This window comes from Sphaerisporangium rhizosphaerae (assembly GCF_042665155.1).
GTDB lineage: Bacteria > Actinomycetota > Actinomycetes > Streptosporangiales > Streptosporangiaceae > Sphaerisporangium > Sphaerisporangium rhizosphaerae.
Genome location: NZ_JBHTCG010000007.1, coordinates 1 through 15095, shown reverse-complemented (window position 1 = coordinate 15095; position 15095 = coordinate 1). Strand labels below are relative to the sequence as shown.

Here is a 15095-nt window from a genome sequence, read left to right as displayed (position 1 = left end):
GCCACAGGGGCCGCCCACATAAATCCATATAGGCCAATAATTCACGCCCGATCCGGCGGGACCGCCACTCGCTCACACACCGCCATGAACTGGGCATCTTCCTTCTTCCCGGCCGCCGATCCGGGAAAATTCGTTCGCCCCGGCCGCCCATCCTGCGTCAGCATGGCCTCAGGCGGTGCGTATTCAGAAGGGCTGGCGGCTGTGCTCGGAGCGTTCAAATCCCCCGGAGAAGAACCGTCCACCCGAAGGTCGGCCGTTCTGCTGGTGCTTCGGTACTACAGCGGGCAGTTGACGACTCAGTGGAAGATCGCGGTCCCCGCGTTGGTCCTGCCGGCACTGGGCAACGTGAGCCTGTTCTACCTGGCGCCGCTCGCGGTGGCCGGCATCGTGGGACGCCTGGCCGAGGGCGGCGGGGACGGCACCATCGGCGTGCTCGTGCCGTACGTGCTCGGCTTCGGCGCGCTGCTCCTGCTGGGCGAGGTGCTGTGGCGGGTGGGCCTGCACTTCCTGAACCGCACCGACGCCCGGGGCATCGAGCGGCTCGGCGTGATCGGCATGGACGAGCTGCTGGCCAAGGACTCCACGTTCTTCCACGACAACTTCGCCGGCTCGCTCACCAAACGGGTGCTGAGCTTCTCCGGCGGGTTCGAGGGCTTCGCCGACACTCTGGCCTTCTCGATCGTCGCCAAGGTGGTGCCGCTGGCGTTCGCCTCGGTGGTGCTGTGGCGGTACCACCCCCTGCTGGTCTTCGTGCTGCTCGGCCTCATCCTCTTCACCGGCTTCGTCGTCGCCCCGCTCATCGGCCGTCGCCAGAGATTGGTGGACCAGCGCGAGGCCGCCAAGGTGCGGGTGTCCGGGCACGTCGCCGACGTGCTGGCCAACATGGAGACCGTCCGCGCGTTCGCCGCCGAGCGCCGCGAGGCCGCGGAGCACCGGGCCCGGGTCGCCGAGCAGCGCAAGCTGTCGCTCCGTTCCTGGGACTACGGCAACCTGCGGGTGGACACCGTCGTGGCGCCGCTGTCGGTGCTCACCAGCACCGTCGGCCTGCTCCTCGCCGTCGCCCTGCGCGGCGGCCTGGGCGTGGAGGCGGTCGTGGTGACCTTCAGCTACTACTCCAACTCCATCAGTCTCATGTTCGAGTTCAACCAGATCTACCGGCGCATGGAGAGCGTGCTCACCGAGTCCGCCCAGTTCACCGAGCTCCTGCTCACGCCGCCGGGCGTGGTCGACCCCGACGACCCGCAGCCTCTGCGCCCGGCCGACGCCAGTGTCCGGTTCGAGCGGGTGGTGTTCGCCCACGCCGGCAATCCGCTGCTGTTCGACGGCCTTGACCTGCACATCCCCAGCGGCACCAAGATCGGCCTGGTCGGCCGCTCAGGCGGCGGCAAGACCACGCTCACCCGGCTGCTGCTCCGCCTGGTGGACATCGAGGGCGGCCGCATCCTGATCGGCGGCCAGGACATCAGCCTGCTTCGCCAGGCCGACCTGCGCGGCCTGATCGCCTATGTCCCGCAGGAGCCCGCGATGTTCCACCGGTCGCTGCGCGACAACATCGCCTTCGCCCGGCCGGACGCCACCGAGAGCGAGATCCAGCGGGCCGCGCGGGCGGCGCACGTCACGGAGTTCGCCGAGGCCCTGCCGGACGGCTTCGACACCCTGGTCGGCGAGCGCGGCGTCAAGCTCTCCGGCGGCCAGCGGCAGCGCGTCGCGCTCGCCCGCGCGATATTGCGCGACGCGCCGATCCTGCTGCTGGACGAGGCCACCAGCGCGCTGGACTCCGAGAGCGAGATCCTCGTCCAGGAGGCCCTGTGGGACCTCATGCGCGACCGCACCGCCCTGGTGGTCGCCCACCGGCTGAGCACCGTGGTCCGCATGGACCGCCTCGTCGTCCTGGACCAGGGCCGCGTGGTGGAACAGGGCGACCACCGCGAGCTCCTCCAGGCCCAGGGGCCGTACGCCAGCCTGTGGCACCACCAGTCCGGCGGCTTCCTGGCCGAGGAGGAGCCCTCGGACGCCGTCCACCGCTGACGCGAGGCGTGACGCGCGGGGGCCGTACCTCCACACCGCCGACGCAGGAGCGGGGGGGGCGGCCACTCCGCACCGTCCCCGGGTGCGGAGTGGCGCGCCGGGGCGACCGCTCGGCGCCGTCCGCTATCGCTGGCCGGTGTCCCCTGCCGGTCTCCCGCCTAGGGCCGCCCGCATTGCGATCACCGTGTAGGCCACCAGCACGGCGAGCCCGGCCCACCACGGGAGCGGGTAGTACCCGGCCGACGGCGCGTAGTGCGCGGTCACCTGCGGATGCTCCGCCACCGTCTGCTGCACGGCGAACGCCGCGGCCGGGGTGAGTCGCAGCAGCCACTCCGCGACCGCGTCGGGCAGCAGCGGGACCGCCGTGACGGCGTAGGGCAGCGCGACCAGCGACAGCCCGATCACGATCGCCGCCCAGCCGCGGCGCAGCCACACCCCGAGCCCGTACGCGAGCACGGCGCACAGCGCGAGCACCGCGGCGAGGCCGGCGATCACCTGGATGCCGGTGTCCGTCGGCACCGGCACCGGGACGCCTTTGCCCCGCAGGATCGCCGTGCCCGCCGGGAAGGCGACGCCGACGCCGACCAGGCCGGTGAGGAAGGCGGCCGCCGCCGCGACGGCCGCCCGGGCGGCGCGCACCCGCCGGGAGACCACCTCGCGGCCCGTGCGGGCGCCGAAGCGCGCCGCGACCACCAGCACGATGATCAGTGCGACGACCAGGCCGGACAGGACGGACATAGGCGCCCCATCCTCCCTCGCCGGCCCTATGTCGCCGGTGCCGGCGACCGTGATGACGCCATCCTTCTCCACCGCTCCGGATGCGTTGTGGTACTTCTCCCAGTCGGTGTGGTTCATCCCGCCGACGGCGTCGCTGTGCCAGGCGCCGGGGGCGCCGCCCTGGACGGCGACGTGGTCGAAGACGCCGACGGCCTGGGTGAAGCGGACCTCCTCGACCGCGCCGCCGAGGCCCACCGGGCGCAGCGTGAGGTCGCCCGGCGAGGTGGCGAACAGCCCGACCTGCACGGTGTCCGGCAGCCCGTCGAGCCTCGCCGTCGCGACGGTGCGCCACTTCGTGCCGTCCGCGGACTCGGCGCCGCTTATGGTGTCGCCCGAGCGTGTCAGGCGCAGCCAGCGCGGCGACCGCTCCGACACGCCGCCGGCGCCGCCGGCGACGTCGTGCTCGTAGTCGTACTGGAAGCGCACGCCGTGGCTCCCCGTCATCAGCAGCGCCGCGTACGGCGAGCCCTGCCGCAGGCCGTCCTTGACGATGATCCCGGCCTTGGCCCACGGCACCAGACCGGGCACGATCTGGTCGTGGTCCGGCGGCGGATAGGTGATCGTCCCGGTCATCGACGTCATCCGCACCGTGATGGCGCCCTCGCGGCCCAGGTCGCGGTGCAGGAACCATAGCCGGTCGGCGACGAGGGAACCGTCGCGGGCGATGGGAACGGCCGGGCAGGGGCCCGCGCAGGAGACCTGGACACCGGAGGCGGACAGCAGGGCCAGCGCGATGACGGCGAGCGCCGCGGCGGCCAAGGCGATCAGGCGGCCGGGGCGGCGGAACGCGGCCCACTCCCGCCGGAGAAGTTCGGTGGTCGACATGCGCCGGTTCTACAGATCGGCGCATAACACCGCCCGAACCGGCGCCGTCATGCGTTTGTCACCCGCCGGACGATCACCGCGCGCCCTGCGTCCGCCCTGCGGGGAGGCGAGGACACCGACGCGGGCCGGACGCCCACGCCCGCGGCCGCCGCGGCCCGATCACCGGCCGATCGCGGCCATGCCGTGCTCAGGCGAACGCGGGCCCCAGGGATGGGTACCACCATGGTGGGGAGCTGCCCGGCGGGTCGCCCGGGCGGCGGAAAGTGATCGGGGGGGTCTGATGAAGGGGTACGACCTTCAGGGACCGGCACTGGAACTCGGGGCCCTGGTGCGCGAGGACGGCGCCGCCGACGCCTCCGAGCGCATCCGGATCTCCCTGAGCATGCTGAACCGGCACGGACTGGTGGCCGGGGCCACGGGAACGGGGAAGACCAAAACGCTCCAGCTCATGGCGGAGCAGCTTTCGGCCCAGGGGGTTCCGGTCTTCCTCGCCGACGTCAAGGGCGACCTGTCGGGGCTGGCCTCGCCGGGCACGGCCTCCGGGCGCCTCACCGCGCGTGCCGCCGAGGTGGGGCAGAGTTGGCGGCCGGCGGCGTGTCCGGTGGAGTTCCTCTCGCTGGGCGGCCTGGGCTGCGGTGTGCCGATCCGCGGCACCATGACGGCCTTCGGGCCGACCCTGCTCGCCAAGGTCCTCGGCCTCAACGAGACGCAGGAGTCGTCCCTCGGGCTGATCTTCTACTTCGCCGACAAGAACGGCATGCCCCTGCTGGACCTCAAGGACCTGATCGCGGTCATCCGGTACCTGACCGCCACTCCGGAGGCGTTGAGCGGGATCGGCGGGCTGTCGGCGACGACGGCGGGCGTCATCCTGCGCGCGCTGACCAACTTCGAGGCGCAGGGGGCCGAGGCGTTCTTCGGCGAGCCGGAGTTCGACGTGCGCGACCTGCTCCGGGTGACGGGGGACGGCCACGGGGTGGTCTCGGTGCTCGAACTGCCCGCCGTGCAGGACCGGCCGCAGTTGTTCTCCACCTTCCTGATGTGGTTGCTCGCCGACCTGTTCCACGTGCTCCCCGAGGTGGGCGACGTCGACCGGCCGAAGCTGGTGTTCTTCTTCGACGAGGCGCACCTGCTGTTCGACGGCGCGTCCAAGGCGTTCCTGCGGTCGATCACCCAGACGGTGCGGCTGATCCGGTCCAAGGGCGTGGGAGTGTTCTTCGTGACCCAGTCGCCGCAGGACGTCCCGGGCGACGTGCTGGGCCAGCTCGGCGCGCGGGTGCAGCACGCCCTGCGCGCCTTCACCCCGCAGGACGCCAAGGCGCTCAAGGCCACCGTGTCGACCTTCCCCGCCTCCTCCTACGACCTGGAACGGCTGCTCACCGGGCTCGGCATCGGCGAGGCCGTCGTCACGGTGCTGTCGGAGACCGGCGCGCCGACCCCCGTGGCCTGGACGCGCCTGCGCGCCCCCGAGACCCTCATGGCGCCGTCGAGCCCGGAGGTGGTCCAGCGGGTCATCGCCGCCTCGCCGCTCCGGGAGAAGTACGGCACGGCGCTCGACCGCCGGTCGGCCTACGAGATCCTGTCGGCGAAGCTGGACGCCGGGACCGCGGCGCCGTCCGGCCCCGAGGCCCCGCGCGAGCCGGACAAGGAGCGGGAGCGGCGGTCGGTCTTCGAGAACGTGCTGGAGTCCAAGGAGTTCCGCTCAATGGCCCGCTCGGCCGCCTCCGCCCTCGGCCGCGAGATCACCAGGTCCATCTTCGGCACCGCCCGCCGCACCCGCCGCTGAGCGGAAACGCCGGAGCGCGCCCGCCGCGTCGGGCTCCGGCGGGCGCGCTCCGAAGGCGTGGCCGCGCTCAGTCGCACTCCGTGGGCGTGAGGGCCATCGTGGCGAGATGGCGGGCGATGCCGTTGGTGTCGGTGTCCTGCACGTTGCTGAGCACGACCACCGCGATGTCGTCATCGGGCAGGTACATGTTGCTCGCCGCGTAACCCTGGAGCAGACCCGGGTGGTACCGGAGCCGGTGCCCCTCCAGCCGGTCGACGAGCCAGCCGAAGGCGTACGCGCTCGACGGCAGGTTGAGGCAGCCGTCGGCGGGGCACCGCGCCTGGGGCGTGAAAGCCTGCCTGACGGTGGCGGGCGGCGCGATCTTGTACGCGCCGAACGCCCTGTCCCAGCGGACCAGGTCGTCGACGGTGGAGTAGATGCCTGTCGCGGAGAACGCCTCAGAGCCGCTGATCGGCGGGGCCGGCGAGCCGAGCGTGAAGTAGCCCTTGGCGTATCCGCCGGGCGGATTTCCCCTGCTGTACCCGGTGTCGCGGAGTTTCAGCGGGGCGGTGACCTGGTCGCGCAGGACGGTGCCGTACGGCTCGCCGGTCACGTTCTGGATGATCGCCCCGGCCAGGATGTAGCCGGAATTGCTGTACTCCCAGCTCGTGCCGGGCTTGAAGTCCAAAGGCTCGTGCAGGAACCGCTTGATGAGTCTTCTGGTCGTGGTCGGCTCCGAGAGCTTGGCATAGAAGTCCGGCAGCAGCTGGATGTCGGGGATGCCGGAGGTGTGGGTGAGGATCTCGCGGATCGTGATGCGCCGCCACGCCTTCGGGCAGGCATTGATGTATTCCGGGATGAGGTAGGGGCAGACATGGTCGTCGAGACCGAGCAGCCCCTGATTGCGCAGCTTCAGCACGATCATCGAGGTGAACTGCTTGGTGACCGAGGCGATGCGGAAGACCGTACCCGGCACGTTCGGGATGTGCTGTTCCTCGTCGGCCTCGCCGGCGGCGAAACGCACCATCACCTCGCCATCTCGCACGACCAGCGCCGAGCCGGTGAACTGCCGCTTCGCGGTCAGGCCCTCCAGGTACGCCTGCATCTCCCCGACGACTTGGTCATCGCGCGCCACCGCCGGGGTGACCAGCGGCCCCGGTCTCCGGCCGGCCTCGCGATCGCTCCCGAGGCGCCCCGCGACGGAGCTCTGCGATGACGCGGCGCCGACCGGCGGGGCCACGCCCATGACCGCACCGGTGATCGCCCCACCCATCACAACAAAGCGGACCACATTTGCCCACTTGGCCATATTTCCCCCTTTTAATGAACGCCCCTGCCCCGTAATTCCCCACTCACCGGGCCAGGCGAGCGAGCCCACTGAGCACACCCGCCCGCCGCGCTCGCCTGAAACTGTTTTCTCCCCCACTCCACCCCCGGACACCTCTCACCATCACTTCCTTTCCTCACCTCTCCGCCCACGCCCTCGAATGCCTCCGAATCACCGACCAACAGGGCTGTAAGTGATTGATTATGAAAGCGGGGTGTTCACTCACTCACGCGCTATTTCCAGACTCGGCCGGATGACGTCGCCCGGCCGTGCCGGAGCGAATCGCCACCGGGGCCGACACGGCCATCAAGTAGGCTTCGGCCCATGGGGGTTACCGGTCACATGCCAGCGCGGGACGCTCCTCGCGGCCGGTCCGCGAGCATCTGGGACGTCGCCAGGGCGGCCGGTGTCTCCCAGCAGACCGTCTCCCGGGTCATCAACGGCAAGACCCGGGTCAGTGAGGAGACCCGCGCCAAGGTCCAGCAGGTCATCGCCGAACTCGGCTACCGGCCCAACCGGCTGGCCCAGGCGCTGGCCGGCGGGCCGGTCCGCTCGGTCACCGTGCTGACCTCCGACACCGCCCTTTACGGCGCCGCCGCCACGCTGCGCGGCATGGAGGAGGCGGCCAGGACGGCCGGCTTCTCGGTGGGCATCAGCGTGCTCGACCGCGACTCCCCCCAGAGCGACATCGCCCTGCGGCTGAGCCGGCCCGGCGAGCCGGTCATGGTCATCGCCTTCGACGACGCCGGCCGGCGCGCGCTCCACGCGCTGCCGCCGGACGTCCCGGTGGCCGCCGCCGTCGAACGCCGCGCCGACGACGACTCCAACAACGCCGATGACATCGACGACGCCGGCGGCCCCTGGCAGGTCTGGCTGGACGACCGGGCGGCGGCCGCGCACGCCACCCGCTACCTGCTCGGCCTCGGGCACCGATGCGTCCACTACGTGGCCATCCCCTCCTCCACCAGCCCGCTCCCCCAGCGCACCCGCGGCTGGCAGGACGCCCTGCGTGGCGCGGGGCGTCCCCTTCCCGAGCCGCTGCAGGGCGGCTGGACCCCGCGCTCGGGCTTCCTCGCGGTGCGCTCGCTGCTGACCGACCGTTCGGTGACCGCGATCCTGTGCGGCAACGACGATCTCGCCCTCGGCGTCATGCGCGCCGCGCGCGAGGCCGGCCGCGACATCCCCGGCGACCTCAGCGTCGTCGGCTTCGACGACTCCCCGCCCTCGGCCTACCTCAACCCTTCGCTCACCACCGTCCGGCTCGACTTCGAGGCACTCGGCCGCGCCTGCTTCGCCCTGCTGCACCACCGGCTGGCGCCGCGGACCGCCCTCGCCGTTCCCGCGTGGAGCGAGCCCGAGCTCATCGTCCGCGAAAGCAGCGGCCCCGCGCCCGCCTGATCCGCGGAACGCGCGAGGAACGTCATCGAAAGGCCGAGATGATCCACCACGATGCCGAACGACGCCTGTGGGTGCTGTCTGGACCGTCCTGCTCCTATGTCGTGCGTCTCGACGACGCCGACAGACCGCGGGTGCTGCACTGGGGACGCCGGCTCACCGCCGAGCAGGCGGCCTCGCTGCTGCCGCCCGAGCCGCCGTACCGCCCTGTGGAGGACTCCGCCGAGGGCACCTGCGACCTGGCCGCGGCCGGCGGCCTGAGCTACGGGGACGCGGGCCTGCGGGTGCGATTCGCCGACGGCACGCGCGACCTGGAGCTCGTCCACACCGGACACCACCGCACCGATCGTGAGCTGGTGCTGGCGTACGCCGACCGTCACTACCCGCTCGCCGTCGAGTGCCACTACCGCCTGTACGACGACAGCGACGTCATCGAACGCCACCTGGTCGTGCGCAACGCGGGCGAGCCGGTCACCGTCGTGCGGGCCGACTCGGCCACCTGGGTGCTCCCCCGCCTCAACGACTACCGGCTCAGCTCCGTGCGCGGCCAGTGGGGCGCGGAGACCCGCCTGCACCGGGCCGGCCTGCCGTACGGCGAGACCGTGCTGACCAGCCGACGAGGGGTGACCAGCCACCAGGCCAATCCCTGGGCGATGGTCGACGACGGCACGGCGGGCGAGGAGCACGCCGCCGTCTACTCCTGCGCGCTGGCCTGGAGCGGGAGCTGGCGGCTGACCGCCCAGCGGCTGCCGGCCGAGCGGGTGACGCTGTCGGCCGGCGCGGGCCACGACCCGGTGACCTTCGAGCTCGGGACCGGCGAGGAGCTGGTCACGCCGGTGTGCGCGGGCCTGTACGCCGAGGGCGGCTTCGGCGCCGCCGGCCGCGCGTGGCACGACTACCAGCTCCGGCACGTCCTGCCGCATCCGGGCGAGACCCGGCCCGTGCTCTACAACTCCTGGGAGGCCACGGGCTTCGAGGTCTCGCTGGAAGGCCAGACCCGGCTCGCCGAACTGGCCGCCCGCATGGGCGTGGAGCTGTTCGTGATGGACGACGGCTGGTTCGGCGCCCGCACCCACGACGCCGCCGGGCTCGGCGACTGGCGTCCCAACCCGCGCCGCTTCCCCGACGGGCTCGCTCCGCTGATCGACCGGGTGCACGAGCTCGGCATGCGGTTCGGCCTGTGGGTGGAGCCGGAGATGGTCAACCCCGACAGCGACCTGTACCGCGCCCACCCCGACTGGGTCGTCCACCGGCCGCACCGCACCCGGACCGAGCACCGCAACCAGCTCGTGCTCGACCTCAGCAGGCCGCAGGTCGCCGACTGGCTGTACCGGACCCTGGACGAGCTGCTCGCCAAGAACGACATCGACTTCCTGAAGTGGGACATGAACCGCCCCTTCACCGAGGCCGGTCCGGACGAGCGGCTGTGGACCGGCCACGTCCACGCCCTGTACGACGTCCTCGACCGGCTCCGGGCCGGGCATCCCCAGGTTCGGGTCGAGTCGTGCAGCAGCGGCGGCGGCCGGGTGGACCTCGGCATCCTGCGGCGTACGGACCAGGTGTGGACCTCCGACAACACCGACGCCCTGGACCGGCTGGAGATCCAGCACGGCTTCTCCCAGCTCTACCCGGCGCGCGTCATGGGCGCGTGGGTCACCGACAGCCCCAATCCCTACACGGGACGGGAGGTCCCGCTCGACTTCCGCTTCCATGTCGCCATGGCCGGCGTGCTCGGCGTCGGCGGCACCCTGACCGACTGGAGCGAAGCGGAGCTGGCACGGGCCGCCGAGCTGGTCGCGGCCTACAAGCGGATCCGCCCGATCGTGCAGCACGGCCGCCAGTACCGCCTGCTGCCGCCGGACGGCGAGCTGTCGGCCGTGCAGTACCTCGCCCGCGACGGCGCGCAGGTCGCCTTCCTCGCCTTCCGGCGGGCCCGTCGCTTCGGCCACGCGGAGCCGGGCATCCCGCTGCGCGACCTGGACCCGGGGGCCCGCTACCGGGACGCGGCCACCGGCCGGATCCACCACGGCGCCGTGCTGCTGAGCCACGGCCTGTTCCCGGACCTGGCTCCCGGGGACTACGCCAGCGCCATGGTCCACCTGATCCGCGAATAGCGCGCGGGCGGGCCGCCGGCGCCCGTGAGGGTGCCGGCGGCCTCGCGCGTACCGCTCGGCGCGGACCGGTCTCGGGGGGCGGCTCACGCCGGGGTGAGGACCAGCCGGTAGGCGCCGGTGGCGTCCTGGCCGGCGATCGTGATCGTGACGCCGCCGTGGGCGAGGGTGCGGGCGCCGGACCACAGCCGGGTCGCCCCGGCCACGTTCGCCGTGCGCCCCGAGCCCGGGACGGACTCGAGCGTGGCGGTGACCGAGCGGCCCAGGCCGCCGATGCCGTCCACCCGGATCGAGGAGTCGCCCGACCGGCCCGCGAAGACCAGGCTGAAGGTGCGCCCGGCCGCGTCGTAGGCGGCCACGCCGTCGTTGGAGGCGGCCGGGGTGACCTTCACGATGTTCCCGGTCTGGTCGGCGTACCACTTGTACATCCAGTACGACGCCGTCGGCCGGCCGTCGTGCAGCAGCCCGTTGAGCGTGCCCGGCTCGTACCAGAACGCCCGCTGTGCGTCGCGCACGCCCTCCCGCTCGAACTGCGCCACGTAGTGGTTCACGCTGGCGGGCACGTCGATCTCACCGGTCGCGGCGTACTCGTTGATCGAGATGGGCCGCGGCGCGATGCCGAGCTCGCGCTCCAGCGCCCGGTAGGCCCGGACGTCGCCGGCGACCCGCTCCCACCCGTTCAGTTCGTGCCAGGACACCACCTGAGGCAGGGCGCCGGCCGCCTTGGCGGCGGTCAGGAAGGACCGCATCCAGTCGAGGTCCCACCGCGAGAAGCTCGGGCCCATGATCGCCTGGTTCGGCGCGCTGCGCCGGATCCGCCGGTAGGTGCGGACCCACCCCTCCTCGAAGGGGACGCCCGCCTCCGAGGGCCAGGTCCAGTCCGGCTCGTTCCACGGCTCCCAGGCGTCGATGCCGGCGACTCCCGCGGACGTGGCCGCGGCGATCATCCCGTCGATCCGGCCGTACCAGTCGTCCCAGCTCGTCCAGCAGTACGGGAAGCCGTCGAAGCTGTCGGCCATGTCGACGGTGATCGCGGCGCCGATGGCCTCGGCGCTGGCCGCGATGACCAGCGTGTCGCCGATCGGGACCGGAGAGCCGTTCGGCCGGTGCTGGTGCAGCGGCGGCGGCTGCCGGAGCCGGTGGAGCCTCAGCGGCCGCATGATCGACACCGGCGGGGTGCTCGCGTCGGAGAGCCCGTACAGGGTGCCCGACCCTACCCGGGTGACCGGACGCACGACGGTGCCCGCGTCCACGACCAGAGTGCCGTCCTCTCCGGCCGTGCCGTTCATCTCCGCTTCGCCCGTCCGTCGCCTGCCGAGAAGGCGGGTGGCCCGTGCATGCTGTCCTCCTGCGGTGGGGGGCCGTGTCACGCACGTCGTGCGGCGTCGGCGGCCGCCGGTCTCGCGTCACAGGAAACCGGGCGCCGGACGGCGAGGCCTGGTGGCCGCCCGTGGCCGGCGCATCACGTGGTTTTCGTGGCGTTCCCTGAGTGTGATCGCTAACATGACGGTCTAAGGTGGGATTCGCCCCATGTCAAGCCCCAACTTCCCCCAGCGCCGCATGACGACAGGAGCAGGAATGCCGGATCTGACGGCCCCCACGCCGGCCGAGCATGCCCTCAAGCGGATCAACACCGCGGTCGCGCACCCCGCCCGCATCTACGACTACCTGCTCGGCGGCAAGGACAACTACGCGGCCGACCGCGAGGCGGCCGAGAACCTGGTCAAGGTCTCGCCCGGCACGCGCGAGGGCGTGCGCGCCCACCGCGCCTTCCTGCGCCGGACGGTGCGCCACCTCGCCGCGGAGGCGGGCATCTCGCAGTTCATCGACATCGGGGCCGGCATTCCCACCCAGGGCAACACTCATCAGATCGCGCAGGAGTCCGATCCCGACGCGCGCGTGGTCTACGTGGACAACGACCCGATCGTGCTGATCCACGGCCGCGCCCTGATGACCGGCAGCCCGACCGGGGTCACCAAGGTGATCGAGGCCGACCTGCGGCAGCCCGAGGCGATCCTCTCCCACCCCGACGTGACGAGCGTGATCGATTTCGACCGTCCGGTGGCCGTCATCCTGGCGGGCGTCCTGCACTTCGTCACCGACGAGGAAAGCCCGTACGAAACGGTCGAACGGTACAAGGCCGCCGTGTGCCCGGGGAGCCGCCTGCTGCTGTCGCACATCACGCTCGACTTCGCGCCCCACGTGCGGCAGGAGGAGTTCACCAAGCCCTACGACAAGAGCACCGCGCCGATGGTGCCGCGCACCCACGCCGATGTGCTGCGGTTCTTCCAGGGCTGGGACCTGGTCGACCCCGGCCTGGTGGAGGTGGTGCGGTGGCGGCCGGACCAGAGCGAGCGGCACGACCACATCCCGGGCGGCGGCCACGCCTGGGCCTACGGCGGCGTCGCGACCAAGCCCTGAAGCCGGCCGCCCGTGCCCCGCGGTGCGGCGGAACAGGGTTCCGCCGCACCGCGGGGCACGCCCCTCCTGCGTGAGGGCACCCGGGCGGGGCGCCCTTCAGCGGATCAGGGGCTGGTGCAGGTGGCGGTCGGGGTGGCCGCGGTGCCGTTGGCGGTGAAGCCGAAGGTCGTGGACCCGTTCGCCGGGATGGACCCGTTGTAGGCGGCGTTCTTCACCGTCACGCTGGAGCCCGACACGGTCTGCGTGCCGTTCCACAGGCTGCTGATGCTCTGCCCGCCCGGCCAGGTCCACCGCACGGTCCACCCGTTGACCGCCGAGGTCCCCGCCCGCACGGTCACCGTCGACTGGAACCCGCCGCCCCAGCTGTTGGTCGTCTCCATCGTCGCCGAGCACGCCCCGGGAACCGGCGTGGGCGTCGGCGTGGGAGTCGGGTTCGGGGTGGGGGTCACCGTGGGAGTCGGGGTCGGCGTCGGCGAGGGGCCCGGACCGGCGGCGTTGAGCGCGTCGAGGACGGAGGTGTAGGCCTGCTTTTTGTTGAAGTTGCCGTCGAAGAGCAGGGGGGTGTCGCCGGAGCGCCAGGAGTATTTGTCGGTGATGCCCCAGACGGTGATGCCGGTGCAGCGGGTGACGTTCATGCAGGCTTGGGTGACGCGGCGGTAGGCGTCGGCTTGGGTGGAGCCGGAGCCGCCGATGTCGAGTTCGGTGATGTTGACGTCGACGCCGAGGGCGGCGAATTGGGCGATGTTGCTCTGGTAGTTGGAGGGGGGGTTGCCGAAGTGAGATTGCAGGCCGACGCAGTCGATGGGGACGCCGCGGGCTTTGAAGTCTTTGACCATGTTGTAGACGCCGCGGGTCTTGTTGGCGTTGGCGTCGTCGATGTTGTAGTCGTTGTAGCAGAGTTTGGCGCTGGGGTCGGCGGCGCGCGCGGCGCGGAAGGCTTCTTCGATGAATCCGTTGCCGAGTTTCTGGGTCCAGACCGAGCTGCGTAGTGCGCCGACCGAGCCGCCGTCGGCGAAGGCTTCGTTGACCACGTCCCAGTAGGCGATTTTGCCCTTGTAGTGGCCCATGACGCCGTTGATGTGGTTGGTGAGTGCGGTGCGCAGGTCGGAGGCGGAAAGGCCGCCGACCCAGTCGGGGAGTTGGGCGTGCCAGACCAGTGTGTGGCCGCGGATCTTCATGCCTTTGCTCTGGGCGTGGCTGACGATCTGGTCGGCGCCGGTGAAGCGGAAGGAGTTGCGGGACGGTTCGGTGGCGTCCCATTTCATTTCGTTTTCGGGGGTGACGCCGGAGAACTCGCGGTCCCAGGTGGCCACGTAGGTGGAGTCGTTCAGATGACTCGCCGAGATCGCCGCGCCGAAGTATCGGCCGCTCTGCGCCGCCGCGGCGCCCAGCGTGCTCGCCGCCGCGCCCGCCGGAGTGCTGGCCGCCAACGCCGAGACCACCCCGAGCACACCGACGACACCGGCCACCGCCAACCGGCGGGAACCGCCGAGACGTCGCCGCGCTCCCGCGGCGGATGACAGCTTCTCGCCCATGCCTGAGCCTCCAGTACTGAAAATTGGTGAAATCAACACGGGAACGTCCCGAAACGAACGCCCGAGCCTGATCGGACTTCGCGCGAGAACAGTGGCGCAGGCGCCCGGCGATCGATCGCGTCAGCGCGTCACGCCACCATCGGACCGCACCATGAACCGCGACCTCTGCCGCTCACCACCGAACCGGCAGGAGGCCACATCGGGACTCAGTTTGGAAATCTCCACGAAACGTGTCAAGGCCATGCGCCGATCGTTTCGGTCGTTCCGGCGGGCCCGCACCCGGCTTCGCCTGGGAGAACCGCCGATGCCGGCCGTCGAAGTTTCCGCCGTTCCGCGTCGAGCCGCTTTCGCCGTCGAAACCTCCTTGTCAGAGGGCAGATCACCGTCGGCGGGGACTTGAAAGTTTCATCTCGCCCACCTCGGCGGGAATCGGTTCCGCGCCTGGTAGACGCGGTCGGGGAACGCCGGGCGATGGGAGGCCGGCGCGCGGTGGAGTCCTCACCTTGACGGGACTCCGCCGCGTCGTATTTGCTCCGCCGCACCACCACCAATCGGAAACAAGACCGGCGAGCCCCGCATGTTGCCGACAACCAGTACGCGCCTACCGGCGGCCGGTCGACCCGCCGCCATCCCACCTGGCGAAAGGGCCGACCCGACGCGATGTTAGCGCTAACAAGACCCTTGGACGGGGAGTGCGATGTCAAGACATAGATCGTTCTTAGGGGCCATCGCGGTCGCGGCGCTTCTCGTGCTGGCCACCGGCCGCGCGGCGCTGAGCGAAGGCCTCGACGGAGCGACGAAGGCGGCGGGCGCGAGCGTCGCCGCGGCGACCGCCGGATGCGGCAAGGCCCCGACGCTGACCAGCGGTACGAGGTCGATCACGACCAGCGGCAAGAATCGCAGCTACATTCTGC

The 15095-nt window shown here is 71.6% G+C and carries 10 protein-coding genes; 6 read left to right on the top strand and 4 right to left on the bottom strand.

The window, feature by feature from the left end; genetic code table 11:
• Positions 1 to 288: 288 nt before the first annotated feature.
• Positions 289 to 2028 carry an ABC transporter ATP-binding protein gene (locus ACFQSB_RS12445; protein WP_380826402.1) on the top strand — a complete coding sequence of 580 codons (1740 nt, stop codon included), beginning with the start codon at positions 289 to 291 and terminating at the stop codon, positions 2026 to 2028.
• 123 nt (positions 2029 to 2151) lie between these two features.
• Here the strand turns inward: ACFQSB_RS12445 and ACFQSB_RS12440 are convergent, their stop codons facing one another.
• A complete protein-coding gene (locus ACFQSB_RS12440; RefSeq protein ID WP_380826401.1) occupies positions 2152 to 3630 on the bottom strand; it encodes a DUF1349 domain-containing protein in 1479 nt (492 codons plus the stop codon).
• A gap of 280 nt (positions 3631 to 3910) precedes the next feature.
• On the opposite strand from ACFQSB_RS12440, the gene ACFQSB_RS12435 reads away from it, so the two are divergent.
• The gene (locus ACFQSB_RS12435) at positions 3911 to 5413 is read left to right on the top strand and encodes a helicase HerA-like domain-containing protein (protein ID WP_380826398.1); all 1503 of its coding nucleotides are present in this window, start codon (positions 3911 to 3913) and stop codon (positions 5411 to 5413) included.
• Positions 5414 to 5480: 67 nt separating this feature from the next.
• Here the strand turns inward: ACFQSB_RS12435 and ACFQSB_RS12430 are convergent, their stop codons facing one another.
• Entirely contained in the window at positions 5481 to 6701 is a 1221-nt protein-coding gene (locus tag ACFQSB_RS12430; protein ID WP_380826397.1) for a serine hydrolase domain-containing protein, read from the bottom strand.
• 360 nt (positions 6702 to 7061) lie between these two features.
• On the opposite strand from ACFQSB_RS12430, the gene ACFQSB_RS12425 reads away from it, so the two are divergent.
• Together ACFQSB_RS12425 and ACFQSB_RS12420 are read left to right on the top strand one after the other, a co-directional pair.
• A complete protein-coding gene (locus ACFQSB_RS12425) occupies positions 7062 to 8117 on the top strand; it encodes a LacI family DNA-binding transcriptional regulator (protein ID WP_380826395.1) in 1056 nt (351 codons plus the stop codon).
• Between the two features lie 38 nt (positions 8118 to 8155).
• Positions 8156 to 10228: an alpha-galactosidase gene (locus ACFQSB_RS12420; RefSeq protein ID WP_380826393.1), complete on the top strand. Its 2073-nt coding sequence runs from the start codon at positions 8156 to 8158 to the stop codon at positions 10226 to 10228.
• A gap of 83 nt (positions 10229 to 10311) precedes the next feature.
• Here ACFQSB_RS12420 and ACFQSB_RS12415 read toward each other — a convergent pair whose 3' ends face one another.
• Positions 10312 to 11514 (bottom strand): hypothetical protein, encoded by a 1203-nt coding sequence (locus ACFQSB_RS12415; RefSeq protein ID WP_380826392.1) that lies wholly within the window; start codon positions 11512 to 11514, stop codon positions 10312 to 10314.
• 289 nt (positions 11515 to 11803) lie between these two features.
• Between ACFQSB_RS12415 and ACFQSB_RS12410 the strand changes: the two genes are divergently transcribed.
• Positions 11804 to 12646: an SAM-dependent methyltransferase gene (locus ACFQSB_RS12410; RefSeq protein ID WP_354931953.1), complete on the top strand. Its 843-nt coding sequence runs from the start codon at positions 11804 to 11806 to the stop codon at positions 12644 to 12646.
• A 104-nt stretch (positions 12647 to 12750) separates the two neighbouring features.
• Here the strand turns inward: ACFQSB_RS12410 and ACFQSB_RS12405 are convergent, their stop codons facing one another.
• On the bottom strand, positions 12751 to 14181 hold the full coding sequence (locus tag ACFQSB_RS12405) for an endo-1,4-beta-xylanase (protein WP_380826390.1): 1431 nt from the start codon (positions 14179 to 14181) through the stop codon (positions 12751 to 12753).
• A gap of 697 nt (positions 14182 to 14878) precedes the next feature.
• Between ACFQSB_RS12405 and ACFQSB_RS12400 the strand changes: the two genes are divergently transcribed.
• Positions 14879 to 15095, top strand: a 217-nt coding sequence (locus ACFQSB_RS12400) for a hypothetical protein (RefSeq protein WP_380826388.1), incomplete at its 3' end; no start/stop codon positions are given.

Excerpts from the sequence above, each read along its gene's own strand:
- ACFQSB_RS12440 (WP_380826401.1), bottom strand. The coding sequence starts at position 3,630 with ATGTCGACCACCGAACTTCTCCGGCGGGAGTGGGCCGCGTTCCGCCGC.
- ACFQSB_RS12435 (WP_380826398.1), top strand. The coding sequence starts at position 3,911 with ATGAAGGGGTACGACCTTCAGGGACCGGCACTGGAACTCGGGGCCCTG.
- ACFQSB_RS12430 (WP_380826397.1), bottom strand. The coding sequence starts at position 6,701 with ATGGCCAAGTGGGCAAATGTGGTCCGCTTTGTTGTGATGGGTGGGGCG.
- ACFQSB_RS12425 (WP_380826395.1), top strand. The coding sequence starts at position 7,062 with ATGCCAGCGCGGGACGCTCCTCGCGGCCGGTCCGCGAGCATCTGGGAC.
- ACFQSB_RS12420 (WP_380826393.1), top strand. The coding sequence starts at position 8,156 with ATGATCCACCACGATGCCGAACGACGCCTGTGGGTGCTGTCTGGACCG.
- ACFQSB_RS12415 (WP_380826392.1), bottom strand. The coding sequence starts at position 11,514 with ATGAACGGCACGGCCGGAGAGGACGGCACTCTGGTCGTGGACGCGGGC.
- ACFQSB_RS12410 (WP_354931953.1), top strand. The coding sequence starts at position 11,804 with ATGCCGGATCTGACGGCCCCCACGCCGGCCGAGCATGCCCTCAAGCGG.
- ACFQSB_RS12405 (WP_380826390.1), bottom strand. The coding sequence starts at position 14,181 with ATGGGCGAGAAGCTGTCATCCGCCGCGGGAGCGCGGCGACGTCTCGGC.